Annotated in this window: 22 protein-coding genes; 15 read left to right on the top strand and 7 right to left on the bottom strand. The window is 64.6% G+C overall.

Annotated elements, in window-relative coordinates:
* Window positions 1–44: 44 nt before the first annotated feature.
* The 6 genes from fmdA to urtA all read right to left on the bottom strand — a co-directional run bounded on the left by fmdA (window position 45) and on the right by urtA (window position 6,190).
* Entirely contained in the window at window positions 45–1,277 is a 1,233-nt protein-coding gene (gene fmdA / locus TQ29_RS08360) for a formamidase (protein ID WP_054538778.1), read from the bottom strand.
* Between the two features lie 32 nt (window positions 1,278–1,309).
* Window positions 1,310–1,999 carry an urea ABC transporter ATP-binding subunit UrtE gene (gene urtE / locus TQ29_RS08355; RefSeq protein WP_037205402.1) on the bottom strand — a complete coding sequence of 230 codons (690 nt, stop codon included), beginning with the start codon at window positions 1,997–1,999 and terminating at the stop codon, window positions 1,310–1,312.
* 10 nt (window positions 2,000–2,009) lie between these two features.
* Entirely contained in the window at window positions 2,010–2,759 is a 750-nt protein-coding gene (gene urtD, locus TQ29_RS08350) for an urea ABC transporter ATP-binding protein UrtD (protein WP_054538777.1), read from the bottom strand.
* 9 nt (window positions 2,760–2,768) lie between these two features.
* Window positions 2,769–3,902, bottom strand: a complete 1,134-nt coding sequence (urtC, locus tag TQ29_RS08345) for an urea ABC transporter permease subunit UrtC (protein ID WP_037205400.1) — start codon at window positions 3,900–3,902, stop codon at window positions 2,769–2,771.
* A gap of 12 nt (window positions 3,903–3,914) precedes the next feature.
* On the bottom strand, window positions 3,915–4,841 hold the full coding sequence (gene urtB / locus TQ29_RS08340; RefSeq protein WP_054538776.1) for an urea ABC transporter permease subunit UrtB: 927 nt from the start codon (window positions 4,839–4,841) through the stop codon (window positions 3,915–3,917).
* 83 nt (window positions 4,842–4,924) lie between these two features.
* Window positions 4,925–6,190, bottom strand: coding sequence for an urea ABC transporter substrate-binding protein (urtA, locus tag TQ29_RS08335; protein WP_054538775.1), 1,266 nt, complete (start codon window positions 6,188–6,190; stop codon window positions 4,925–4,927).
* Between the two features lie 244 nt (window positions 6,191–6,434).
* Between urtA and TQ29_RS08330 the strand changes: the two genes are divergently transcribed.
* From TQ29_RS08330 to TQ29_RS08290, 9 genes are all read left to right on the top strand, one after another.
* Complete coding sequence (locus TQ29_RS08330; protein WP_054538774.1) at window positions 6,435–9,779, top strand: ATP-binding protein; 3,345 nt, start codon at window positions 6,435–6,437, stop codon at window positions 9,777–9,779.
* Complete coding sequence (locus TQ29_RS08325) at window positions 9,766–10,677, top strand: DNA-binding response regulator (RefSeq protein WP_054538773.1); 912 nt, start codon at window positions 9,766–9,768, stop codon at window positions 10,675–10,677. The genes TQ29_RS08330 and TQ29_RS08325 overlap by 14 nt, the downstream gene beginning before the upstream one ends.
* A 100-nt stretch (window positions 10,678–10,777) precedes the next feature.
* Complete coding sequence (locus TQ29_RS08320; RefSeq protein ID WP_054538772.1) at window positions 10,778–11,974, top strand: NAD(P)/FAD-dependent oxidoreductase; 1,197 nt, start codon at window positions 10,778–10,780, stop codon at window positions 11,972–11,974.
* 109 nt (window positions 11,975–12,083) lie between these two features.
* Window positions 12,084–12,863 (top strand): exodeoxyribonuclease III, encoded by a 780-nt coding sequence (gene xth / locus TQ29_RS08315; protein ID WP_054538771.1) that lies wholly within the window; start codon window positions 12,084–12,086, stop codon window positions 12,861–12,863.
* Window positions 12,860–13,690: a nucleoside triphosphate pyrophosphohydrolase gene (gene mazG / locus TQ29_RS08310; protein WP_054538770.1), complete on the top strand. Its 831-nt coding sequence runs from the start codon at window positions 12,860–12,862 to the stop codon at window positions 13,688–13,690. The genes xth and mazG overlap by 4 nt, the downstream gene beginning before the upstream one ends.
* A 55-nt stretch (window positions 13,691–13,745) precedes the next feature.
* The gene (locus TQ29_RS08305; protein ID WP_054538769.1) at window positions 13,746–14,756 is read left to right on the top strand and encodes a Fe(3+) ABC transporter substrate-binding protein; all 1,011 of its coding nucleotides are present in this window, start codon (window positions 13,746–13,748) and stop codon (window positions 14,754–14,756) included.
* Between the two features lie 76 nt (window positions 14,757–14,832).
* A complete protein-coding gene (locus TQ29_RS08300; RefSeq protein WP_054538768.1) occupies window positions 14,833–15,777 on the top strand; it encodes a nucleoside hydrolase in 945 nt (314 codons plus the stop codon).
* Window positions 15,774–16,220, top strand: a complete 447-nt coding sequence (locus TQ29_RS08295; RefSeq protein ID WP_054538767.1) for a GNAT family N-acetyltransferase — start codon at window positions 15,774–15,776, stop codon at window positions 16,218–16,220. Before TQ29_RS08300 ends, TQ29_RS08295 begins: the two co-directional genes overlap by 4 nt.
* A gap of 57 nt (window positions 16,221–16,277) precedes the next feature.
* Window positions 16,278–17,717 (top strand): YdiU family protein, encoded by a 1,440-nt coding sequence (locus TQ29_RS08290; RefSeq protein ID WP_054538766.1) that lies wholly within the window; start codon window positions 16,278–16,280, stop codon window positions 17,715–17,717.
* Here TQ29_RS08290 and TQ29_RS08285 read toward each other — a convergent pair.
* On the bottom strand, window positions 17,714–18,349 hold the full coding sequence (locus TQ29_RS08285) for a hypothetical protein (protein ID WP_054538765.1): 636 nt from the start codon (window positions 18,347–18,349) through the stop codon (window positions 17,714–17,716). The genes TQ29_RS08290 and TQ29_RS08285 overlap by 4 nt on opposite strands.
* A 64-nt stretch (window positions 18,350–18,413) precedes the next feature.
* Between TQ29_RS08285 and TQ29_RS08280 the strand changes: the two genes are divergently transcribed.
* The 6 genes from TQ29_RS08280 (at window position 18,414) to eno (ending at window position 24,263) form a co-directional block, all read left to right on the top strand.
* Entirely contained in the window at window positions 18,414–19,133 is a 720-nt protein-coding gene (locus TQ29_RS08280) for an endonuclease/exonuclease/phosphatase family protein (protein WP_054538764.1), read from the top strand.
* A gap of 79 nt (window positions 19,134–19,212) precedes the next feature.
* Window positions 19,213–20,478 (top strand): sodium:proton antiporter, encoded by a 1,266-nt coding sequence (locus TQ29_RS08275; protein WP_054538763.1) that lies wholly within the window; start codon window positions 19,213–19,215, stop codon window positions 20,476–20,478.
* 6 nt (window positions 20,479–20,484) lie between these two features.
* Window positions 20,485–21,453, top strand: coding sequence for a zinc transporter ZntB (locus TQ29_RS08270; RefSeq protein ID WP_054538762.1), 969 nt, complete (start codon window positions 20,485–20,487; stop codon window positions 21,451–21,453).
* A gap of 72 nt (window positions 21,454–21,525) precedes the next feature.
* Window positions 21,526–21,939 carry a Fur family transcriptional regulator gene (locus TQ29_RS08265; RefSeq protein ID WP_037205487.1) on the top strand — a complete coding sequence of 138 codons (414 nt, stop codon included), beginning with the start codon at window positions 21,526–21,528 and terminating at the stop codon, window positions 21,937–21,939.
* 128 nt (window positions 21,940–22,067) lie between these two features.
* Complete coding sequence (locus TQ29_RS08260) at window positions 22,068–22,943, top strand: DMT family transporter (protein WP_054538761.1); 876 nt, start codon at window positions 22,068–22,070, stop codon at window positions 22,941–22,943.
* Between the two features lie 42 nt (window positions 22,944–22,985).
* Window positions 22,986–24,263, top strand: coding sequence for a phosphopyruvate hydratase (gene eno / locus TQ29_RS08255; protein WP_054538760.1), 1,278 nt, complete (start codon window positions 22,986–22,988; stop codon window positions 24,261–24,263).
* Window positions 24,264–24,296 lie beyond the last annotated feature (33 nt).

The following is a 24,296-nucleotide window of genomic DNA, read 5'->3' as shown; positions in this document are numbered from 1 at the left end:
GGCAAGGGGGGCAAGCGCGGCCCCCTGCGGGGCCGCAAGCCGGATCACAGATCGGGCGCCAGCGGCACGTCGATCGACCCGTCGAGGAATTTCACCGGCCCGTCGGCGTTCGGCATCATGTCCCATTCGAAAATGTCGGTGGGCAGCCACAGCGTGGCGCAGGCATTGGGAATATCGACCACGCCCGAGATATGCCCCTGCACCGGCGCGGTGCCGAGGATGGCATAGGCCTGCGCGCCGGAATAGCCGAATTTCTTGAGATACTCGATCGCGTTCAGGCAGGCCTGGCGATAGGCGATATGTACGTCCAGATAGTGCTGGGTGCCGGCCTCATCGACGCTGATCCCCTCGAAGATCAGGAAATCATCGTATTTCGGCGTGATCGGCGAGGGTTTGAAGATCGGGTTCTTCACCCCGTATTTCGCCATGCCATCCTTGATCAGCTCGACCTTCAGATGCAGCCATCCGGCCATTTCGATCGCGCCGCAGAAGGTGATCTCGCCATCGCCCTGGCTGAAGTGCAGATCGCCCATCGACAGCCCCGCGCCCTCGACATAGACCGGGAAATAGACCTTGGACCCGCGCGACAGATCCTTGATGTCGCAGTTGCCGCCATGTTCGCGCGGCGGCACGGTGCGGGCGCCCTCGGCGGCGGCCTTGTCGCGCGCCTCGCCCTTCAGCCGGCCCATATGCGCCGTCGGGCCGCCATCGGGCAGTGTCGCCAGCGCGGGGATACGGTCCGGGTCGGTGTCGAACAGCGCCTTTTCCCGGGTGTTCCACATATCCAGCATTTTCTGGTCCGGCAGACAGCCGATCAGGCCGGGGTGGATAAGGCCCGCGTATTTCACCCCCGGCACATGGCGCGATGTGGTGAACATGCCGTGGAAATCCCAGATGGATTTCTGCGCCTGCGGGAAATGCTCGGTCAGAAAGCCGCCGCCGTTCTGCTTGGAAAAGAAACCGTTGAAGCCCCACTGGCTTTCCTCTTTCGCGCCGATGTCCAGGATCTCGACCACCAGAAGATCGCCCGGCTCGGCCCCTGTCACACCGATCGGCCCCGACAGGTAATGCACCTGCTCCAGCTCCACGTCGCGCACATCGGCCGCATCGTCATTGTCGGCGATCTGGCCGCCGGTCCAGTCATAGGTTTCGATCTTGAACTCGTCGCCGGGATCGACCCAGACGCCAATCGGGATATCGGGATGCCAGCGGTTGTGGATATTCTCGTTGGTCAGGGGGCTTTCGCTGAGGTCCACCGAGATCAGTGTATCGGCCATGGTTCTGTCCTTTCGTTGGGTATTCAGGGCGGTCAGACGGAGAGGAATTTGGAAACGCGCGCCTCGTCGATGCCGGCGCGCGGGCTGTCATGAACGAAATTGCCGTTTTCGATCACCATCACCCGGTCGGCCACGTCCAGCGCGAAGCTCAGCACCTGTTCGGAAACGACGATCGACAGGCCCCGCTCATCGCGGATGCGGCGCAGGGTGCGGGCCATGTCACGGATGATGCTGGGCTGGATGCCTTCGGTCGGTTCGTCCAGCAGCAGGATCTTGGGGTCGGAGGCCAGCGCGCGGGCGATGGCAAGCTGCTGCTGCTGGCCGCCCGAAAGGTTGCCGCCGCGCCGGCCCTTCATTTCCAGCAGCACCGGGAACAGCTCATAGATGTTTTCGGGGACTTTCTTCTTGCCGGTGACGGTCAGCCCGGTCTCGACATTCTCCTGCACGGTCATGGCAGAAAAGATCATCCGCCCCTGCGGCACATAGGCCACGCCGCTGGCCACCCGCTGATGCGATTTCAGGCCGGTGATCTCCGTGCCATCCACGCTGACGACACCGGATCTGGCGGGCACGATGCCCATCAGGGTTTTCATCAGCGTCGTCTTGCCCATGCCGTTGCGGCCCATGATCGCCACGATCTCTCCGGGGGCCACGGTGAAATCCAGCCCGTGCAACACCTCGGATTCGCCGTAGGCCGCGCGGAGTTCCTGTACGTTCAGCATATTCGCCTCCTCAGTGGCCCAGATAAACTTCGATGACCTTGGGATCGTTCTGCACCCGCTCCATCGAGCCTTCGGAGAGGGTCTTGCCCTGATGCAGAACCGTGACGCGGGTGGCGATATCGGCGACAAAGCCCATGTCATGCTCGATCACGATCACCGAACGGTCGGCGATGATCCGGTTCAGCAGCGCCGCGGTCTTCTTGCGCTCGGCCACCGACATGCCGGCCACCGGCTCGTCCAGCATCAAAAGCTCGGGGTCCTGGATCAGCAGCATGCCGATCTCGAGCCATTGCTTCTGGCCATGGCTCAGATAGGCGGCCTTTTCCTCCAGCAGATCTTGCAGAAAGATCGTTTCGGCGATTTCCGCGATCCGGTCCTTCACCTGCTGGTCGCGGCGGAAGGTCAGCGCGCCGAACACGTTGTGCCCCTTGGGATAGGAAATCTCGAGGTTCTCGAAGACGCTCAGATCCTCATACACCGACGGGGTCTGGAACTTGCGGCCCACCCCGGCATGCACGATCTGGTCCTCGCGCATCTTCAAAAGCTCCTGGCCCTTGAAGTTCACCGAACCCGCCGTCGCCTTGGTGCGCCCGCAGATCAGATCGAGCACGGTGGTCTTGCCTGCCCCGTTGGGGCCGATGATCACGCGGCATTCGTTGGGCTCGACATAGAAGCTCAGGTCGTTGACCGCCTTGAACCCGTCGAAAGACACGGTCAGCCCCTCGACCATCAGCACGAAATTCGGATTGTTGATCGTCATGGCACGCTCCTACTCGGCGGGGGTTTTGTCGGGCGTGGCGGGCAGATCGACCCCGCCGCGCCTCAGCAGGCGGGCGATGCGCGGGGCGACATGCTCGGCGTAGACACCGGCCAGACCGTTGGGGAAGGCCATCACGACCGCGATGAACAGCGCGCCCAGGCCGAACAGCCACAATTCCGGAAAGCTTTCGGAAAAGGTGGTTTTCGCCCAGTTGACCAGAAGCGCGCCATAAACCGCCCCCAGGATCGACAGCCGCCCGCCCACGGCGCAATAGATCACCATCTCGATCGACGGCACGATGCCGACGAAGCTGGGCGACATGAACCCGACCTGAAGCGTGAACATCGCCCCACCGATGGCGGCGAAGGCGGCGCCGACGCAAAAGACGAAGATCTTGAAATCGGCCACGTCATAGCCCGAAAACCGCACCCTGTCCTCCTGATCGCGCATGGCGATCAGGATGCGACCAAGCTTGGATTTGCGGATGTATTGCGCCGCCAGCAGGCAGGCGAACAGCAGGATGCCGTTTACGAAATACAGGATCTCCTTGGCGCTGTCGGTGCGGATGTCCCAGCCCTTGAGCGTGCGCAGGTCGGTGATGCCGTTGACGCCGCCGGTATAGCCCTGCTGGCCGATGATCAGGATCGTCATGATCGCGGCGATGGCCTGGGTGATGATGGCGAAATACACGCCCCCCACCCGGCGCCGGAACATGGCGACCCCGATGATGAAGGCGAAGAACACCGGCACGACCACCACCGCGACGATGGAAAAGGTCAGGCTGTGGAACGGCTCCCACCACCAGGGCAGCGCCGAGAGCTGGTTCCAGTCCATGAAATCGGGGATGCCGGGGGTGGACTGGATGGCGGTGTTCTCGGGGCTCGACGCCTCCAGCTTCAGGAACATCGCCATGCAATAGCCGCCCAGGCCAAAGAACACCCCCTGCCCCAGGCTCAGAATGCCGCCCGCGCCCCAGCACAGCACCAGCCCCAGCGCCACGAACGCATAGGTCAGGTACTTGCCGAAGAGGTTCAGCCGGAACGTATCCAGTGCCAGCGGCAGCACGATGAAGATGATCGCGGCCAGAACGGCAAATCCGATCAGATCATTGCGGGAAAACAGGCGGTGCGAAGCGATGCTCATCTGCGGGGCCTCTTATTTGCGGAGTTTCAGGGCAAACAGACCCTGCGGGCGCAGCATCAGGATGCCGACGACCGTCAGAAGGGTCAGAACCTTAGCCATGGAGCCGGACAGGAAGAATTCCATGATCGACTGGGCCTGACTGATCGAGAACGCGCTGGCGATGGTGCCCAGCAGGCTGCCGGCGCCGCCGAACACCACCACCAGGAAGGTGTCGACGATGTAAAGCTGCCCCGCCGTCGGCCCGGTGGAACCGATCATCGTGAAGGCAGAGCCGGCCACGCCCGCCACGCCGCAGCCGATGCCGAAGGTCAGCCTGTCTGTCCATTCGGTGTTGATGCCCACCGCGCCCGCCATCACCCTGTTCTGGTTGATCGCGCGCACCTGCTTGCCCCAGCTCGAGCGATACATGAGGATGTAGATCGCGGCCGAAATGCCAACCGCCAGCACCATCACGAAGATGCCGTTGATCGGAACCTCGATCATGTCGGTCACCGGCAGCGATCCCATGATCCAGTCGGGAATCGTCACCCCCACCTCGCGCGCGCCGAAGACCGAGCGATAGACCTGCTGCAGGATCAGGCTCAGCCCCCATGTGGCCAGAAGCGTATCCAGCGGGCGTTTGTAGAGATGCCGGATCATCGCCCATTCCACCGCCATGCCCAGCAGGCCCGAAGCGATGAAGGCCAGCACCATCGCGACGAAGAAATAGATGCTGAACAGGGCGGGAAGGTAATCCGAGAAGACGTTGGAGGTGATATAGGTGACGTAGGCGCCCAGGATCATGAATTCGCCATGGGCCATGTTGATCACGCCCATCTGGCCGAAGATGATGGCCAGCCCCAGCGCCATCAGCACGAAGACCGAAAACAGGATCAGCCCCGCGAACCCCTGCATGGCGAAGATCGCGCCAAGCTCGCTCATCGAATAGTCGGAAAACATCGGCGGACCCCCGGGTTCATGCTGTGTGAGTGATGGAAGGGTGGCGGCCCGGGCGCTCCTGCCCGGGCCGCCGGACGCAGGGCTTACTGATAGCCCTCGGGGAACGGATCGGGCTCGACCAGATCGGCGGTCTCGTAGACCACTTCGTACTGGCCATCGACCTTGGCATGGCCGACCCGGGTCTTCGACCACAGGTGGTGGTTTTCGTGCACCTTGACATAGCCTTCCGGCGCGGTCGTCAGCTCGATACCCGGAGAGGCCTCGCGCACCTTGTCCACATCGAAGCTGCCGGCCGCCTCGACAGCGGCTTTCCACAGCCACGGGCCCAGGTAGGCGGCCTGGGTCACGTCGCCGATCACCATGTCTTCGCCCCACATCTCCTTGAACGCCTTGACGAATTCCATGTTGTTTTCGTTCGTCAGGCTCTGGAAATACTTCATGCAGGCATAGGCGCCTTCGATATTCTCGCCGCCGATGCCGCGGATCTCGTCTTCGGTGACGGAAATGGTCAGCAGCAGCGGCTTTTCCTTGGTCATGTCGATGCCCGCGGCCTTGAGCTGCTTGTAGAACGCCACGTTCGAGCCGCCGACGATGATCGCATAGATCACATCGGGCTTTTTCAGGCGGATCTTGTTGATGACCGAGTTGAACTGGGTGTGGCCCAGCGGGTAATAGTCCTCGCCCACCACCTTCAGGCCAAGCTTTTCGATATGCTTGCGGGCGATCTTGTTGGAGGTGCGCGGCCAGATGTAATCGGACCCCAGCAGATAGAAGGATTTCGCACCCTTCGTCTCGGCCACCCAGTCGATGCCGGCGATGATCTGCTGCGTGGCTTCTTGCCCGGTGTAGATCACGTTGGGCGATTGCTCGAGCCCTTCGTAGAAGGTCGGGTAATAGAGCATGCCGTTATACTGCTCGAACACCGGCAGAACCGCCTTGCGGCTGGCCGAGGTCCAGCAGCCCATCACCGATGCAACCTTGTCGCTGACCAGAAGCTTCTTGGCCTTTTCCGCGAAGGTCGGCCAATCGGATGCGCCATCTTCCTGAATGAACTCGATTTTCCGGCCCAGAATGCCGCCCATCTCGTTGATCTGCGCAATCGCGAGCTTTTCGGCCTGAACCGATCCGGTTTCGGAAATGGCCATCGTGCCGGTGATCGAATGCAGGATGCCGATGGTGACGGTATCGTCGGTCACGGCCAGGCCGGTGGTGTTGACTTCGGCGGTGGGATAATCGGCGGCGCGCAGGTGCTTGGGGGCAAACAGCGACGCGGTCAGTGCTGCCCCTCCTGCCAGTACCGCGCGGCGGCTCGGACCCGCCAGGGTTTTCGGGAATTTGGGTTCAGACATCTCGCCTCCTTGAAACCTTGTTTCATGCCGGGGGCCGGGTTGGCGCCCCCTCTCGCCAAGGTTTGCGGGAAATGCTGCGTTGCAGTATAAGTCAAATGACGTATAGGGCTGCGCATTTTTACGCTTAATAGTTTCGTTAATAAATTCGGGACGCAGTGCAATCGGGAAGGGGTCACCGGCCGGATCGTTGTTTCAGCAACGGGCGGGGTGGCGAGTGCCTGCCAGGGGAAACAGGGGCTTGCCTATGCCAATCGCATTCAGTGCGACGCTCGAGCGCCGCCGGTACAACCGGTGGGTGGCCAACGAGACGATGGAGGATTTCGCGCTGCGCTTCACCGCGCGGCGGGCACGGCGCTGGTCGGCGCTGCGGGTGGCCAACACCGCGATCGGGTCGATCTCGTTTCTGGCGCTGGAGGCGATCGGCGGCGCCATCACCCTGACCTACGGCTTTGACACCGCGATCCTGGCGATCATGCTGGTGGGGCTGCTCTTGTTCCTGACCGGCCTGCCGATCAGCTTTTACGCCGCGCGCTACGGCGTGGACATCGATCTGCTGACCCGCGGCGCCGGCTTTGGCTATATCGGTTCCACGATCACCTCGCTGATCTATGCCTCTTTCACCTTCATCTTCTTCGCGCTCGAGGCGGCGATCCTGTCGCTGGCGCTGGAGTTCTGTTTCGGCATCCCGCTGTTCATCGGCTATCTGCTCAGCGCACTGATCGTGATCCCGCTGGTGGTCAACGGTTTTTCCAAGATCTCGGCGTTCCAGGCCTGGACACAGCCGCTGTGGGTGGTGCTGCATATCCTGCCCTTCGCGATGCTGGGCATCGTCGGCTATGACTTCGACACCTGGACAGACTTCGCCGGCACCACCGGCCAGGGCAAGCAGGGCGCCACGCTCGTGATGCTGGGCGCGGCGGCGGGGGTGGTGTTTTCACTGATCGCCCAGATTGGCGAGCAGGTCGATTTCCTGCGCTTTCTTCCCGAACCCAAAACCCGCGCCGAGCGGCGCAAATGGTGGGCCGCGCTGATCGCGGCGGGGCCCGGCTGGTCGGTTCTGGGGGTGCTGAAGATGCTGGCCGGGTCGTATCTGGTAACGCTGGCCCTGCGCGAAAGCGTGCCCGCCTCCGAAGCCGGAGATCCGACGCGCATGTATTTCACCGCCTTCGATCAGGTGCTTTCCTCGCCGATGCTGGTGATGGCGCTGACCGGCACGTTCGTCATCCTGTCGCAGCTCAAGATCAACGTGACCAATGCCTATGCCGGGTCGATCGCCTGGTCGAACTTCTTTTCCCGCCTCACCCACAGCCACCCCGGCCGCGTCGTCTGGCTGGTGTTCAACGTCGCCATCGCGCTGATGCTGATGGAGCTGGGGGTGTTTCACGCCATCGAATCCACCCTGACGCTCTATTCCCATGTGGCGCTGGCCTGGATCGGCGCGCTGGTCTCCGATCTGGTGGTCAACAAGCCGCTCGGCCTCAGCCCGCGCGGCATAGAGTTTCGCCGCGCCCATCTCTACGATATCAACCCGGTCGGCATCGGCGCGATGGCCTGCGCCGGCATCCTGTCATTCCTGGCGCATTTCGGGCTGGCCGGGGAAACCGCACAATCGCTCTCGTCCTTCATCGCGCTGCTGACGGCCTTCGGTTTGGCCCCGCTGATCGCCTGGTACACCGACGGGCGCTACTACATCGCGCGCGCGCCGCAGGAACCGGCCGCCGCGTTGCAGGAATGCTGTGTCTGCGAATACCGGTTCGACCCGGAAGACATGACAAACTGCCCGTTCTACGCCGGCCCGATCTGCTCGCTGTGCTGCACGCTCGACAGTTCGTGCCGCGACGCCTGCAAGCCCAATGCGCGGATCGGCGCCATGGCCGTGGGCTTTATCCGCAACCGGTTTCCGACCCGCGTCGCCGATGTGCTGATGTCGCGGTTCTCGGTCTTCGTGATCAGCACCACGGTGATCGCGAGCGCCTTTGGCGGGCTGTTGCTGCTGATCCGCTCGCACGCGGGCAAGGCCGAGTTCGACGCGGTTCTGGCGGCCATCTTCTGCACCGTTCTGGTGGTGATCGGCGTGTCGGTCTGGATGTTCATCCTGGCCACCGAAAGCCAGCACAAGGCCCGCGACGAGACCGAGCTGCAGACCCAGCGCCTCCTGCGCGAGGTGCGCGCCCATGAACGCACCGATCAGGCGTTGCAGGAGGCCAAGGAAAAGGCCGAGGCCGCGAACCTGGCCAAGACCCGCTACATGACCGGGATCAGCCATGAGCTGCGCACGCCGCTCAACGCGATCTACGGCTTTGCGCAGATCCTCGAGAAAGACCCGGAAATCCCGCCCCATCGCCGCGAATCCGTCTCGACCATCCGGCGCAGCAGCGAACATCTGGCGGGGCTGATCGAGGGGCTGCTCGACATCTCGAAGATCGAGGCGGGACGGCTGGAACTCTACCGCGACCGTATCAATCTGCGGATGTTCCTGACCCAGGTCGCCAGCATCTTCAGCGAGGCCGCGAAGGAAAAGAACCTGGATTTCCGGATGGAAACCCGCGGCTCGCTGCCCGAATGGGTGGGGTTCGATGAAAAGCGGCTGCGCCAGATCATCATCAACCTTCTGTCCAACGCCCTGCGCTACACCGACAAGGGCGAGGTCTGCCTGAGCGTGCGCTACCGCAACGAGGTGGCGCTGATCGAAGTGTCGGACACCGGCATCGGCATCCCCCCGCACGAGCTTGACCGGATATGGAAGCCCTTCGAACGCGGCGGCCAGGTCACGGCGCAGGGCTCGGGCCTGGGCCTGACCATCACCAAGCTGCTGGTGGAAATCCTGGGCGGCGAGATCTCGGTCGAAAGCACGCCGTTCCAGGGCAGCACCTTCCGGGTGCGGCTTATGCTGCCGTCGATCCCGCACAGTTCGCGCTACCTGCGCGAGCGCGCCGATGAGCCGGCCAGCCTCAACGTGCGCGGCTATTCCGGCGCCCGCAAGACGATCATGGTGGTGGATGACGATCTGAACCACCTGAGCCTCGTCGAACACTGGCTGCAGCCGCTCGGGTTCCTGGTACTGGTCGCCTCCAACACCGAAATCGCGCTGGAGATGCTGGGCGACATCTCTCCCGACATCTTCATCCTGGATATCGACATGCCGGGGCGCGATGGCTGGGATCTGGCCACGCATCTGCGCAGCCATGACCACCGCGCGACCCCGATCATCATGATCTCGGGCCACGCGCTGGAAGGGCGCAAGCCGGGCCCGGAAACCGCGCTCTATGACGCGTTCATCGCCAAACCCTATAACCTCGACGATCTGTTCCTGCGCATCAGCACCCTGCTCAAGCTGGAGCTGATCAGCGAAGACGACGGCGACGAGCCCGCCGCCTCCCGCGCGCCGCTGCCACGCGCCGAAATCGGCAATCTGATCGAACTGTCCGAAATCGGCCACGCCAGCGCGATCCGCGTCCGGCTGGCAGAGCTCGAGGCCGCCGGCACCATCTCCGACGCGGCACTCGGGCGGCTGCGCGCCAAGCTCTCGGTCTTCGACATGGCGGGCCTGACCCAGACCCTCAGGGAGCTGCAACATGACGCGGCCTGACCCCCAAAGCCGCCACATCGCGCTGGTCGTCGATGACAATCCCGAATCGCTGGGCATGGTCGCCTCGGCGCTGGAAGAGAACGGGATGACCGTTCTGGTCGCGCGCGACGGCGCCTCGGCGATCGACCTGACCCGCCGTGTGCAGCCCGACGTGATCCTGATGGATGCGGTCATGCCGCGGATGGACGGGTTCGAAACCTGCCGCCGGCTGAAGGCCCCGCCAGACCCGACCCCGGCGCCGATCATCTTCATGACCGGCCTGACGGAGCACGAATACATCCTGCGCGGGCTCGAGTCGGGCGGCGTGGATTACATCAAGAAACCGGTGGTGGTCGAAGAACTGATCGCGCGGCTCACGATCCATGTCATGAACTCCAAGCTGATCCAGAGCGCCCGCAACGCGCTGGATACATCGGGCCGGTCGGTTCTGGCCGTCGACCGCGCGGGGCATCTGATCTGGGGCTCGCCCAACGCCATTGCGCTGGCCAGCGCCCAGGGTGACCTGATCGGCCCCGAAGGCACCGCCCATTCAACGCTGCGCGCCTGGCTGACGACCCTGCCCAACATGCCGATCTCGCAGATCACCCCGCTGCAGTTCCAGTCCCTCGTGCTGCATTTCGTCGGCGCCACGTCGTCGGGCGAGTTGCTGATCAAGCTGCAATCTGGCAGCGGCGAAAGCAACGAGGCCGCGCTGGCCCGCAGCTTCGAGCTGACGGATCGCGAGGCCGAGGTGCTGTTCTGGCTGACACGCGGCAAGACCAACCGCGACATCGGCCAGATCCTGTCGCTCAGCGCACGCACGGTGAACAAGCACCTCGAACAGGTGTTTCAGAAGATGGGTGTCGACAACCGCACCTCGGCGGCAGTGCTGGCCGACCGCGTCCTGAATTCCGAATAACCCCGACAATTTCCGCGAAACGGCGCGCCGGGCGATGGCAAATCCCGGCGCAACCCGATATGCGGGGCGCCAGCATTTCACATAAGGCCCCGAGCAGGATATGCCCCGCTACCAGACCGTCATCCTCGGCGCCGGCGCCGCCGGCCTGATGTGCGCCGCCCATGCCGCGGCCGGCGGCGGGCGCGTGCTGGTGATCGACCACGCAAGGGCGGCGGGCGAAAAGATCCGCATCTCGGGCGGCGGGCGCTGCAACTTCACCAACCTCCATACGGGGCCGGAAAACTTCCTTTCGCAAAACCCGCATTTCGCCAAATCGGCCCTGTCCCGCTATACCCAGTGGGATTTCATCGATCTTGTTGCCCGCCACGGCATCGCCTGGCACGAAAAGACGCTGGGCCAGCTGTTTTGCGACAACACGGCCAAAGATATCGTCCGGATGCTGCTGGAGGAAATGGCGAAAACCGGTGCCGAACTGCGCCTGCAAACGGCCGCCACCGAGATCGGCAAGGCCGAAACCGGCTTCGCCCTGCGCCTGTCCACCGGGCAACGGATCACCACGGACAACCTGGTGATCGCCACCGGCGGCAAGTCGATCCCCAAGATGGGCGCCACCGGCCTTGGCTATCAACTGGCCCGGCAGTTTGGTCATGCCGTCACCGAAACCCGCCCCGCCCTGGTGCCGCTGACCTTCGGCGACGACGTGATGGCCGGGTTCAAACCGCTGGCCGGGCTCGCCACCCCGGTCCGCGCCAGCTGCAACGGGGCCAGCTTCGACGAGGCGCTGCTCTTCACCCACCGCGGCCTCTCGGGCCCCGCCATCCTGCAGATCTCCAGCTACTGGCGCGAAGGCGACACCGTCACCCTTGATCTTCTGCCCGGCGTGGATGCCTTCGAAACCCTCCGCGCGCGCCGGGCCGGGGCCGGCAGGAAATCCATCGGCACCGTCCTGTCAGAGCTTCTGCCGAACCGGCTGGCAGCCGACACCGCCGCCCGGCTGGGCGTTCACGGCAACCTCGCCGACTGTTCGGACACCCGGCTGCACGAGATCGCCCGCGCCCTCTCCGCCTGGCCCCTCACCCCGGCCGGCTCCGAAGGCTACAGAACGGCCGAGGTGACGCTCGGCGGTGTCGATACCGCGGGGCTGAACTCGCGCACGATGGAAAGCACATCGGTGCCGGGCCTCTACTTCGTCGGCGAGGTGGTGGACGTGACCGGATGGCTGGGCGGCTATAATTTCCAGTGGGCCTGGTCTTCGGGCCACGCGGCCGGAACGGCGATCGCGGCGCGCTGGCCCTGATCTTCATCTTTCGGGAAATATCCCCGCCGGAGGCATTGAATCCTCTGGCGCACCATGGACTTTCTTGCCTCCGGCGGGGATATTTTCGGAAAGATGAATTGGGAGTCCCATGAAAATCGCCACCTATAACATCAACGGCATCAAGGCGCGCATAGAGGCGCTTCCCGATTGGCTGGACGAGGCGCAGCCGGACGTGGCCGTGCTGCAGGAAATCAAGTCTGTGGACGAGAATTTCCCGCGCGAGCTGTTCGAAGAGCGCGGCTATAATGTGGAGACTCACGGCCAGAAAAGCTTCAACGGCGTGGCGATCCTGTCAAAGCTGCCGCTGGAGGATGTCACCCGGGGGCTGCCGGGGGATGATGGCGACGAACAGGCGCGCTGGATCGAGGCCACGGTGGTGGGGCGGCACGCGCTGCGGATCTGCGGTCTTTATCTGCCCAACGGCAACCCGGCGCCGGGGCCGAAATTCGACTACAAGCTGGCCTGGATGGAGCGGCTGCGCGCGCGCGCCGCGGCGTTGCTGGAGGCCGAGGAGCCGGCGCTGATGGCGGGTGATTACAATGTGATTCCGCAAGATGAGGATGCCGCCCGGCCCGAGGCCTGGCGCGAGGATGCGCTGGCCCGGCCCGAGAGCCGCGCCGCCTTTCGGCGCATTGTGAACCTCGGTTTCACCGAAGCGTTCCGCGCCCGTACGCGCGGGCCCGGGCATTATTCCTTTTGGGATTATCAGGCCGGGGCCTGGAACAGGAATGACGGCATCCGCATCGATCATTTTCTCTTGACGCCGCAGGCTGCCGATCTGCTGCTTGACTGCCGGATCGACCGTGACGTGCGGGGCCGCGACAAGCCGTCGGATCACGTACCGGTCTGGGTGGAGTTGGACGCGTGAGCGAGGCGCTGATCCATGACCCCGACGGCGGCTTGCCCCGGCTGCTGGAGATCATGCGCCGGCTGCGCGATCCCGAGACCGGCTGCCCCTGGGATATCGAGCAGGATTTCCGCTCGATCGCGCCCTACACGATCGAGGAAGCCTATGAGGTGGCGGATGCGATCGAACGCGAAGCCTGGAGCGAGCTTGAGGGCGAACTGGGCGATCTGCTGTTGCAGACGGTCTACCACACCCGGATCGGCGAAGAGGCTGGGCTGTTTTCCTTCGACAGCGTGGCCAATGCGATTTCCGACAAGATGGTCGCCCGCCACCCGCATGTTTTCGGCGATGAAAACCGCGACAAGAGCGCCGCGCAGCAGACCGCCGACTGGGAGGTTCAGAAGGCCGCCGAACGGGCCAGGAAGGGCGAAGGCCGCACGCTCGACGGTGTCGCCCTCGGCCTGCCGGGGATGACGCGGGCGGTCAAGCTGCAGAAGCGGCTGGCGCGGGTCGGGTTCGACTGGGGCCGGACCGAGGATGTACTGGACAAGATCGTCGAGGAATCCCGCGAGCTGGTCGAGGCGCGCGACAGTCTTTCGGCTGATGCGATGGAGGATGAGTTCGGCGATCTGCTGTTCGTTCTGGCCAATCTGGCCCGGCATCTGGGCATCGACCCGGAGGTGGCCGTGCGCCGCACCAATGCCAAGGTGGAGCGTCGTTTCGCCGCCATCGAAGACCGGCTGGCCGCGATGGGCAAGCGCCCCGAAACCTCGGATCTGGCGGAGATGGATGCGCTTTGGGAGGCGGTGAAGGCGGCGGAAAAGGCGACTGAAGAAATCGGGTATTGACCTGAGTAAAAGAGTCAGGCTTTATGTTCCTGTTACTTCAAGCAGGAATACGTCCATGAGTCCCACCTTTCGATCCGCCCTTCTGGCCTCTGCCGCCGTTTGCGTTGCCGCCCCGGCGCTGGCCGATGTGAACATCTATTCCTACCGGCAGCCCGAGCTGATTCAGCCGCTGCTGGAGGCTTTCACCGAAGAGACCGGTATCCACACCAATGTCGTCTTCCTGAACAAGGGTCTTGTCGAGCGGCTGCAGGCCGAGGGCGACCGTTCGCCCGCCGACATCATCCTGACCACCGATATCTCGCGCCTCTCCGAAGCCGTGGCGGGCGGCGTGACCCAGCCGGTGGAAAGCGCGGTTCTGACGGGGCATATCCCGGCCGAGTTCCGCGATCCCGGCAATGAATGGTTCGGCGTCACCAGCCGCGCGCGCATCGTCTATGCCGCGAAGGACCGGGTCGATCCGTCGGAGGTGACAACCTATGAGGATCTGGCCGATCCGAAATGGAAGGGCCGCATCTGCACCCGTTCGGGTACCCATTCCTATACGCTGGCGCTTGTCGCCGCGATGATCGAGCATCATGGCGAAGAGGCCACCAAGACCTGGCTCGAAGGTGTGAAGGCCAATCTGGCGCGCAAGCCGCAGGGCAACGACCGCGCGCAGGTCAAGGCGATCTGGGCCGGCGAATGCGACATCAGCCTGGGCAACACCTATTACATGGGCGAAATGCTGTCGGATGACGAGCAGAAGGAATGGGCCAACGCGGTCAACGTTCTGTTCCCGGTGTTCGAGGGCGGCGGCACCCATGTCAACGTGTCGGGCGTGGCGATGACGAAAGCCGCCCCGAACCGGGAAGAGGCGCTGAAGCTGATGGAATTCCTCACCTCCGCCCGCGCCCAGGAAATCTATGCCGAGGTGAATTACGAATACCCGGTGGTGCCGGGCACCGAAGCCTCTGATCTGGTGCAAAGCTGGGGCAGCTTCACGCCGGACAACGTCAACCTGATGGATCTGGCCGGGCTGCGCGCCGCATCTCTGAAGCTGGTTGAAGAGGTCGATTTCGACGGCTGATTATCCCCCAATCCGGTCAAGGGCGCTGGACATATCCCGGCGCCCTTGCCAGTCTCCGCCCGAAGCAGGAGACGCCATGACCACCCCCCGCAAGATCATCATTGACACCGACCCCGGCCAGGACGACGCCGTTGCGATCCTGCTGGCGCTTGCCTCTCCGGAAGAGCTGGAGGTGCTGGGAATCACCGCCGTGGCGGGCAATGTGCCGCTGCCCCTCACCCAGAAAAACGCGCGTATTGTCTGTGAGTTGGCGGGCAAGGCTGATGTGAATGTCTATGCCGGCTGCGCCGCACCGCTGAAGCGGCGGCTGGTGACGGCCGAACATGTGCATGGCAAGACCGGGCTGGACGGGCCGGTGCTGAACGACCCCGCGATGCCCTTGCAGGACACGCATGCGGTGGAATTCCTCATCAACACGCTGCGCCGCGAACCGGCGGAGAGCGTGACGCTCTGCCCGCTCGGCCCCCTGACCAATATCGCCACCGCCCTGCAGGCCGCCCCCGACATCGCCCCGCGCATCCGCGAGATCGTGCTGATGGGGGGGGCCTATTTTCAGGTAGGCAACATCACCCCCACGGCCGAATTCAACATTTACGTCGACCCGGAAGCCGCTGATATCGTGTTTCGATCCGGCGTTCCGCTGGTGGTGATGCCGCTTGATGTGACGCATAAGGCGCTGGTGACCAAGCTGCGCAACGATGCCTTCCGCGCGCTGCCCGGCCCGGTCGGCCATGCGGTGGCCGAGATGACCGATTTCTTCGAACGGTTCGACAAGGAAAAATACGGGTCCGAAGGGGCGCCGCTGCATGATCCCTGCGTCACCGCCTATCTGATCCGGCCAGAGCTGTTCACCGGCCGCCACATCAATGTCGAGATCGAGACAAGGGGCGATTTCACCCAAGGGATGACGGTGGCCGACTGGTGGCGCGTCTCGGGCCGCGCGCCGAATGCCATGTTCATGGGGGATCTGGATGCCAACGGGTTTTTCGGCCTGCTGACCGAAAGGCTGGCCCGGCTATGAGCATCCTGTCGCTTGCCGACGCCGAGGATACCGCGCGCCTGCTGCCGCTCATCACCGCCTGTCACGCCGAGGCCGGCATCGACCGCGGCGAGGCGCAGCGGCGCGAGGCGCTGGAGCTTCTGTTCTCGGGCGAGGTGCAGGCCGCGGTCTGGCTGATCGGGCCGCGCCGGGCGCCGGTGGGCTATATCGCCATCGCCTTCGGCTTTTCCATCGCGCTGTGCGGGCGCGAGGCGTTCATCGATGAATTCTACGTCCGCCCCGCCGTGCGCGGGCGCGGCATGGGCGGGCAGGCCCTGCATCTGATCCTGCCGATGCTGCGGCAGATGGGCGTGCGCGCCGTGCACACCGGGCTGAACCGCGGCAATGCGGCGGCGGCGCGGATTTACGAACGCTCGGGCTTTCGGCTGCGCGATAAATGCCTGGTGATGACCCGCGAGATGTAGCCGGGCTGGCAATGCGCCCCCGCCGGCCCTAGATGTGCAGCAACAGGAGCCGCCGCGATGACCCTTACCCTGCCCTTCGACAATTCCTATGCCCGCCTGCCCGAGCGCATGTTCACCCCCATGGCGCCGACCCCGGTGCGCGCGCCCACGCTGATCGCGCTGAACGATGCGCTGGCCGCAGAGCTTGGGCTGGACGCTGACGCGCTGCGCGGCCCCGAGGGCGTGGCGATGCTGGCGGGCAACCGGGTGCCCGAGGGCGCGGCGCCGCTGGCGCAGGCCTATGCCGGGCATCAGTTCGGCGGCTGGTCGCCCCAGCTTGGCGACGGGCGCGCGATCCTGCTGGGCGAGATTGTCGATACGGCCGGTCACCGCCGCGACATTCAGCTCAAGGGCGCCGGGCGCACCCCCTATTCGCGCATGGGCGACGGGCGCGCCTGGCTGGGGCCCGTGCTGCGGGAATATATCGTGTCGGAGGCGATGCACGCACTTGGCATCCCCACCACCCGCGCGCTGGCCGCTGTCGCCACCGGCGAGGATGTGTTCCGCGAATCCCGCCTGCCCGGCGCGGTGCTGACCCGCGTGGCGGCCAGCCATATCCGGGTGGGCACCTTTCAATATTTCGCCGCGCGACGCGACACCGAGGCGCTGCAGGCGCTGACCGACCATGCCATCGCCCGCCATTATCCGCAGGCCGAGGGCGCCATGGGGCTGTTGCAGGCCGCCGTCGCCGCCCAGGCGCGGCTGGTGGCGCAATGGATGGGCGTCGGCTTTATCCACGGGGTGATGAACACCGACAACATGGCGATTTCCGGCGAAACCATCGATTATGGCCCCTGCGCCTTCATGGATCGCTATCACCCGCAGACCGTCTACAGTTCGATCGACCAGTACGGCCGCTATGCCTTCAACAAGCAGGCCGATATCGCGGTCTGGAATCTGGCGCAGCTCGGGTCGGCGCTGTTGCCGATGATGGGCGCGGATGAAAATGCCGCGATCGAAGAGGCCACCGCGGTGCTGCACGCCTTTCCCGACCTGTTCAAAGAGGAATGGCTGGCGGTTTTCCGGGCCAAGATCGGCCTTTCGACCGCCGAGCCCGAAGACCCCGAACTGATCCACCAGCTGCTGGACAGGATGTCGGCGACGGGGGCGGATTTCACCAACACCTTCCGCGCCTTGGCCGAAGGCACCGCGCGCGGCCAGTTTTCCGATCCGGCGGCGTTCGATGGCTGGGCCGAGGCGTGGCAGGCGCGGCTGGCCCGTGACGGGCAGGATGTGGCGGCACGCAAGGCACGGATGCGGGCGGCCAACCCGGCGATCATCCCGCGCAATCACCGCGTGGAAGAGGTGATCCAGGCCGGGGTGGCCGGGGATTTCGCACCCTTCAACAAGCTCATGAACGCGGTTCAGCAACCCTATGAGGAAAAATCTGAATTCTCGGATTACGCCGCGCCCCCGAAACCCTCCGAAGAGGTGCGCCAGACCTTCTGCGGCACCTAGCGCTGACGGGTGAAGAAGCGTTTGTTCAGGCGCACGAATTCGGCAATCACCCGCGCCAGCCCGCGCCTGTCGCGCCCCTTGAGATAGGCGGATCCCGCCAAGACCGCGATCGACGCGCCAATCATGTCGACGATCAGATCCCACATCGTATCGACCAGCCCGGATTTCTGCATGTTCAGCCCGAAGAGCTGATCCATGGCGAACTCGAACACCTCCCAGGATACGCCGATGGCCATGGCGAAGCAGAAGGTGATCAGCGCCAGCGCCCAATGCGGCGCGGCAAGCCTGTCGCCCTCGAACAGGGTCAGAACGAACAGAAAGCCGATCAGACCGAACCCCACCGCCGACCCGCCGTGGAGCGCGATATCCCACCACCAGTAACGCTCATAGAAATCAAATGCTTCGCCCAGAAAGATCGTGCCAAAGATGAACAGCACGATCCCCGCGAAGAAGCTGAGCGGCAACTGGATGCGGAACCGCGCGACCGCCAGCGCCGGCGCGATCGACAGCACGAAGGTCAGCGCCGCGACAAAGGCCAGCGACCAGCGCCCGCCGATCAACGCGGAAACGAAGGCCACGCAAAGCGTGATCCAGACCGCGTAGGTCAGATAAGCGTGGCCACGAAACGTCATTGCGCAAGGCTATCGCTACTGGCGCTGCTCTACAATCCCGGCTGTCGCCCCCCATATAAGGGCGATGAACAACGATACACTCCGCCTTGCCAGCTACAACATCCGCAAATGTGTCGGGCTTGACCTCAAGCGCGCGCCGGGGCGCGTGATGGATGTGATCAATGGCATCGGCGCCGATGTCATCGTGCTGCAGGAAGCCGACAAGCGGCTCGGCCCCCGCCCCGCCGCCCTGCCCGCGCAGATGATCGAGGCGCATAGCGATTTCACCCCTGTGGCGCTGGATGACAGCGGCGTCAGCCTTGGCTTTCACGGCAATGCGGTGCTGATGCGCGAGGGCACGCATGTCACCGCGATCGAGCGGCTCGATCTGCCGGGGCTGGAGCCGCGCGGCGCCGCGCTGGTGGATATAGCGCGGAACGGGCGGGCAATGCGCGTGGTGGCGGTGCATCTGGGGCTGCTGCGCCGGTCTCGCCAGCACCAGCTTGCGGCGATCCGCGCCGCCCTGTCGCACAAGACGCCGTTGCCGACGGTGATTCTGGGCGATTTCAACGAATGGTCGCGTGACCGGGGCATGGCCCCGCTGGCGGACGCCTTCACCGTACACGCGCCGGGATCGAGCTTTCACGCGTCGCGCCCGGTGGCGGCGCTGGACCGGATCGCGCTGAGCGACAGGCTGGCGCTGCGTGATGCGGGCGTTGCCGAAACCGCGCTGTCGCGCCGCGCGTCCGATCACCTGCCGATCTGGGCCGATCTCGAGATTTCCGGGGCACCGGCCGCAGGTTAGACCCGCGCCCTTGCCTTGCCATCTCGCGCGGGCGGACTGTCCGTGCTAGAGGGGGCGAAAGGCAACGAGGGACCGGCATATGGGTATTCTGCAGATCGCATCGCTTCTGATCGTGTTGGCGGCCGTCTTCGGCGTCATCAACTATTTCTTCCTGCGCCTGCCGCAGTCCATCGGCATCCTGATCGTCGCGCTTGCGGTGTCTTTCACCGCCATGGCGCTGGACGTGGCCTTTCCGACGCTGGAACTGGCCACGACCACGCGCGCGATGGTGCTGGAGATCGACTTTTCCGACGCTCTGCTGGAAGGCATGCTGGGGCTCTTGCTGTTCGCCGGGGCGCTGCATGTGAAAATGGAGGATCTGCGCGAACAGGCCTGGGTGGTGCTGTTGATGGCGACGATGGGGGTGGGCCTGTCCGTCGCCGTGGTCGGCGTGGGGTTCAGCTGGCTGACGGGCATGCCGATTCTGGTTGCGCTGGTATTCGGAACCATCATTTCGCCCACCGATCCGGTGGCGGTGCTGGGTGTGCTGCGCGAGGCGAATCTGCGCAAATCGCTGGAAACCAAGATCGCGGGGGAAAGCCTGTTCAACGACGGGGTGGCCTATGTGGTGTTCCTGGTGCTCGTGGGGCTGGCCTTTGGCGATGCGGGCGGGCACGGCGCCGGCGAAGCGGAGCAGAATGCGCTGGTCGGCGCGCTGTTGCTGTTCGTGCAGGAGGCGTTCGGCGGCGCGGCGCTTGGGGCCGCTCTGGGCTGGATGACCTTCCGCGTGATGCGCCGGATCGACGATTATACGCTGGAGGTGCTGATCACGCTGGCGCTGGCCTTCGGTGGCTACGAACTGGCGATCGCGCTGCATGTCTCGGCCCCGATCATGGCGGTGGTCGCGGGGCTGATGATCGGCGACGTGGGTATGAAATACGGCATGAGCGAGATCACCCGCGACTACGTGAACGCGTTCTGGAAAATGATCGACGAGATCCTGAACGCGGTTCTGTTCCTGCTGATCGGGATCGAGGTGTTTGCCGTGGCGTTTGACGCCAGCTTCCTGCGCGCCGCCGCCTTTGCCGTGGTTCTGGGGCTGGTGGCGCGGCTGGCGGCGGTGGCGATTCCGGTTCTGATGCTGCGCCCGTTCCGCGCCTTCGGCCGCGACGTGATCCCGATCATGACATGGGGCGGGCTGAAGGGCGGCATTTCCGTCGCGCTGGCGCTGTCGCTGCCGGCGGGGGAATGGAAGCCGCTGATCCTCACCTGCACCTATGTGGTCGTGGTGTTCTCGATCATCGTGCAGGGGCTGACCATCGCACCGCTGGCGCGCAGGCTGAGCCGCGAGCCGGAGCTGATGTAGGCGGCCATGGCGCACGTGCTCTCTCCCCTCGCCGCGTTCGACATCGCGGAGGATGGCCGTGCCAGCCCGGTGGCGGAGGATTGGCCGGCGGCCGCGCCGCGCGCCGGGGCCCGCTGGCGCTGGCTGCACCTGGATGTGACCAACCCCGCGATGGCCGGCTGGGCCGCCGAGCACTTGCCCGAAGTGGGCGCCGCCGCGCTTTCGCAACCCGAAACCCGGCCGCGCTGCGATGCGCTCGGGGCCGGGCTGATCCTGAACCTGCGGGGCGTCAACATGAACCCCGGCCAGGAAAGCGACGACATGGTGTCGCTGCGGATGTGGGTCGGCGAGGCGCTGATCGTCAGCGCCCGCGTGCGCAAGGTCTTTGCGGTGGATGCGCTGCGGCAGGCGGCGCTCGCCGGCCATGCCCCGCCGACGCCGGACGCCTTTCTGCTGCGGCTGACCGAAGGGCTGACCGACCGGATCGAGGCGGTCTCGCTGGCGCTGGAGGATGCGACGGACACGCTGGAAGAAGAGATTTTCGATCATGACAGGTTCGACGCCGATGCGCTCGCCCCGACGCGGCGCAAGGTGATCCGCCTGCGCCGCTATATCGGCCCGCAGCGCGAGGCGCTGAACCGGCTGGCGCAATCGCCGCTGCCGCTGATCGGCCCCGAGATGCGGCCGATGCTGGCCGAAACCGCGAACCGCGCGACCCGCGCCGTGGAAGAGCTGGACGCGGTTTCCGCCCGGCTGGCGGCGTTGCAGGAACATGTGAACGCAGAACTTTCCGCGCGCATGGGGCGCAACGGCTATGTGCTGTCGGTGGTCGCGGCGATCTTTCTGCCGCTGGGGTTTTTCACCGGCCTCTTCGGCGTTAATCTGGCCGGGATTCCCGGCACGGCCGCGCCCCATGCCTTTGCCGTCCTGACGGTGATGCTCTCGGCGCTCGGGCTGGGGCTGTTCGCGCTGTTCCGCTGGCGCAAATGGCTGTAGGCGCCGGCCTATTCTTTGGTGGAAAAGCGCCCCCGCTTGCCGTAAACCCGCGAAAAACCGAACATGAGCACCATGAAAGATACGATCATCAGCCGATGTGAGGCAAAGGGCCTGCGCATGACCGGCCAGCGCCGGGTCATCGCCCATGTCCTGCAGGAAAGCGACGACCATCCCGATGTCGAGGAGCTTTACGCCCGCGCCACGGCGGTGGACCCGAAGATTTCCATCGCCACGGTCTATCGCACCGTGAAACTGTTCGAAGAGGCGGGCATTCTGGACAAGCTGGAATTCGGCGACGGGCGCGCGCGCTATGAAGATGCCGAGCGTGAGCATCACGACCATCTGATCGACATGCAGTCCGGCGCGGTGATCGAGTTCATCGACGAAGAGATCGAGGCGCTGCAGGAAAAGATCGCCGAAAAGCTGGGGTACCGGCTGAAGGGGCACAAGCTGGAGCTTTACGGGGTTCCGCTGAAAAAGGAATAGGCCCGTTCCGGGCCGGTTTCTTGCCTCCGGCGGGGATATTTGAACGAAAAAGAAGAACGGCCGCGGGCCGCTTGCCCTTTGCGCGGCGCGGGCGTAAGGGGGCGCAAACAACTCCGACAGGCGGACCCATGGACAATTTTCGCGGCATTCTGCTGATGGTCGCCGCGATGGCGGGTTTCGCGGTCGAGGACATGTTCATCAAACGCGCCGCCGAAACCCTGCCCGTGGGACAGATCCTGCTGATTCTGGGATTTGGCGCCAGCACGATATTCTCTGTCATGGCGTTGCGCCGCGGACAGCGGCTGTTTTCACGCAGCCTGTTGTCGCGCCCGGTGATGCTGCGCAATGGCGGCGAGGTGGTGGGCACCTTCGGCCTTGTCACCGCGATCGCCCTGACGCCGATTTCCAGCGCCTCGGCCATCCTGCAGGCGACACCGCTGGTGGTGACGCTGGGGGCAGCGCTGTTTCTGGGCGAGCAGGTGGGCTGGCGGCGCTGGAGCGCGATCGCGGTCGGCCTGGCGGGCGTGCTGCTGGTGATCCGGCCGGGGCTGGAGGGGTTCCGGCCCGCGTCGCTCTTCGCCCTGTTCGGCGTGTTCGGTCTTGCCACCCGCGATCTGGCGACACGGGCGACGCCGCGCAGCGTTTCGTCGCTGCAGCTTTCGGCTTATGGGTTCGCGATGCTGGTACCTCTGGGGGCTGCGCTGCTGATCATCGCCGCGCCGCCGCAGCCGGTGAGCGCCGTCAACGGCGCCCGGCTTGCCGGGGCGATCGCCATGGGCGCGGTCTCCTATTACGCGCTGGTCGAGGCGATGCGGGTCGGCGATGTTTCGGTCATTACCCCGTTTCGCTATTCGCGCCTGCTGTTCGCGCTGATCATCGGCACGCTCGCCTTCGGCGAACGGCCCGATGCGATGACGCTGATCGGCTCTGCCGTCATCATCGGTTCGGGGCTTTATACTTTCGCGCGCGAGCGTGCTCTTTCCTCCCGGCGGAAGGGGCGCTAGAAGAACCGCAACATGCCATTTAAGCAAGACAGGACCCGTTCCATGAGCACCATCATCGACATTATCGGCCGCGAGATTCTGGACAGCCGGGGCAACCCCACTGTCGAGGTGGATGTCATCCTGGAAGACGGCACCATGGGCCGGGCCGCCGTGCCCTCCGGCGCCTCGACCGGCGCGCATGAGGCGGTGGAAAAGCGTGATGGCGACAAGGGCCGCTATCTGGGCAAGGGCGTGCTGGAGGCCGTGGCCGCCGTCAACGGCGAGATCGCCGAGGGCCTGGTGGGCATGGACGCGACCGAACAGATGGCCATTGACGCCGCGATGATCGAAATGGACGGCACCCACAACAAGGGCCGCCTCGGCGCGAATGCCATCCTGGGCGTGTCGCTGGCCGCCGCGAAGGCCGCCGCCGATTTCACCACCCAACCGCTCTACCGCTATGTCGGCGGCACCTCGGCCCGTGTACTGCCGGTGCCGATGATGAACATCATCAATGGCGGTGAACATGCCGACAATCCGATCGACATCCAGGAATTCATGATCATGCCGGTCAGCGCGGACAATATCCGCGACGCGGTGCGCATGGGCTCCGAAGTGTTCCACACGCTGAAGAAAGAGCTTTCGGCGGCCGGCCACAACACCGGCATCGGCGACGAGGGCGGCTTCGCCCCCAACCTTTCCTCCACGCGCGAGGCGCTGGATTTCATCCTGAAATCCATCGAACAGGCAGGCTACAAGCCCGGCGAAGACATCTACCTGGCGCTCGATTGCGCCTCGACCGAATATTACGAGGGCGGCAAATACGAGATGAAGGGCGAAGGCAAATCGCTTTCCGCCGCGGAAAACGTGGCCTATCTGTCGGACCTGTGCGCCGCCTACCCGATCATCTCAATCGAGGATGGCATGGCCGAGGATGACTGGGCCGGCTGGAAAGCCCTGACCGACGCGATCGGCGACAAGGTACAACTGGTCGGCGACGATCTGTTCGTGACCAACCCGGCGCGCCTGGCCGATGGCATCGCCCAGGGCGTGGCGAACTCGATGCTGGTGAAGGTCAACCAGATCGGTTCGCTCACCGAAACCCTGCAGGCGGTCGATATGGCCCACCGCGCGCGCTATACCAACGTGATGAGCCACCGTTCGGGCGAGACCGAGGATGCGACGATTGCCGATCTGGCCGTCGCCACCAACTGCGGTCAGATCAAGACCGGCTCACTGTCGCGCTCGGACCGTCTAGCGAAGTACAATCAGCTTATCCGGATCGAAGAGATGCTGGGCGAAACGGCGGAATATGCGGGCCGCTCCATCCTGAAGCTCTGACCCCGTTCATCTTTCTCGAAATATCCTCGGGAG

The sequence above is a fragment of the Actibacterium sp. EMB200-NS6 genome, assembly GCF_001305615.1.
Taxonomy (GTDB): domain Bacteria; phylum Pseudomonadota; class Alphaproteobacteria; order Rhodobacterales; family Rhodobacteraceae; genus Actibacterium_A; species Actibacterium_A naphthalenivorans.
This window is presented reverse-complemented; position numbering and strand designations above follow the sequence as displayed.

Bases quoted from the DNA above. Each gene is read 5' to 3' on its own strand.
- fmdA (WP_054538778.1), bottom strand. From the start codon at position 1,277: ATGGCCGATACACTGATCTCGGTGGACCTCAGCGAAAGCCCCCTGACC.
- urtE (WP_037205402.1), bottom strand. From the start codon at position 1,999: ATGCTGAACGTACAGGAACTCCGCGCGGCCTACGGCGAATCCGAGGTG.
- urtD (WP_054538777.1), bottom strand. From the start codon at position 2,759: ATGACGATCAACAATCCGAATTTCGTGCTGATGGTCGAGGGGCTGACC.
- urtC (WP_037205400.1), bottom strand. From the start codon at position 3,902: ATGAGCATCGCTTCGCACCGCCTGTTTTCCCGCAATGATCTGATCGGA.
- urtB (WP_054538776.1), bottom strand. From the start codon at position 4,841: ATGTTTTCCGACTATTCGATGAGCGAGCTTGGCGCGATCTTCGCCATG.
- urtA (WP_054538775.1), bottom strand. From the start codon at position 6,190: ATGTCTGAACCCAAATTCCCGAAAACCCTGGCGGGTCCGAGCCGCCGC.
- TQ29_RS08330 (WP_054538774.1), top strand. From the start codon at position 6,435: ATGCCAATCGCATTCAGTGCGACGCTCGAGCGCCGCCGGTACAACCGG.
- TQ29_RS08325 (WP_054538773.1), top strand. From the start codon at position 9,766: ATGACGCGGCCTGACCCCCAAAGCCGCCACATCGCGCTGGTCGTCGAT.
- TQ29_RS08320 (WP_054538772.1), top strand. From the start codon at position 10,778: ATGCCCCGCTACCAGACCGTCATCCTCGGCGCCGGCGCCGCCGGCCTG.
- xth (WP_054538771.1), top strand. From the start codon at position 12,084: ATGAAAATCGCCACCTATAACATCAACGGCATCAAGGCGCGCATAGAG.
- TQ29_RS08305 (WP_054538769.1), top strand. From the start codon at position 13,746: ATGAGTCCCACCTTTCGATCCGCCCTTCTGGCCTCTGCCGCCGTTTGC.
- TQ29_RS08300 (WP_054538768.1), top strand. From the start codon at position 14,833: ATGACCACCCCCCGCAAGATCATCATTGACACCGACCCCGGCCAGGAC.
- TQ29_RS08295 (WP_054538767.1), top strand. From the start codon at position 15,774: ATGAGCATCCTGTCGCTTGCCGACGCCGAGGATACCGCGCGCCTGCTG.
- TQ29_RS08290 (WP_054538766.1), top strand. From the start codon at position 16,278: ATGACCCTTACCCTGCCCTTCGACAATTCCTATGCCCGCCTGCCCGAG.
- TQ29_RS08285 (WP_054538765.1), bottom strand. From the start codon at position 18,349: ATGACGTTTCGTGGCCACGCTTATCTGACCTACGCGGTCTGGATCACG.
- TQ29_RS08280 (WP_054538764.1), top strand. From the start codon at position 18,414: ATGAACAACGATACACTCCGCCTTGCCAGCTACAACATCCGCAAATGT.
- TQ29_RS08275 (WP_054538763.1), top strand. From the start codon at position 19,213: ATGGGTATTCTGCAGATCGCATCGCTTCTGATCGTGTTGGCGGCCGTC.
- TQ29_RS08270 (WP_054538762.1), top strand. From the start codon at position 20,485: ATGGCGCACGTGCTCTCTCCCCTCGCCGCGTTCGACATCGCGGAGGAT.
- TQ29_RS08265 (WP_037205487.1), top strand. From the start codon at position 21,526: ATGAAAGATACGATCATCAGCCGATGTGAGGCAAAGGGCCTGCGCATG.
- TQ29_RS08260 (WP_054538761.1), top strand. From the start codon at position 22,068: ATGGACAATTTTCGCGGCATTCTGCTGATGGTCGCCGCGATGGCGGGT.
- eno (WP_054538760.1), top strand. From the start codon at position 22,986: ATGAGCACCATCATCGACATTATCGGCCGCGAGATTCTGGACAGCCGG.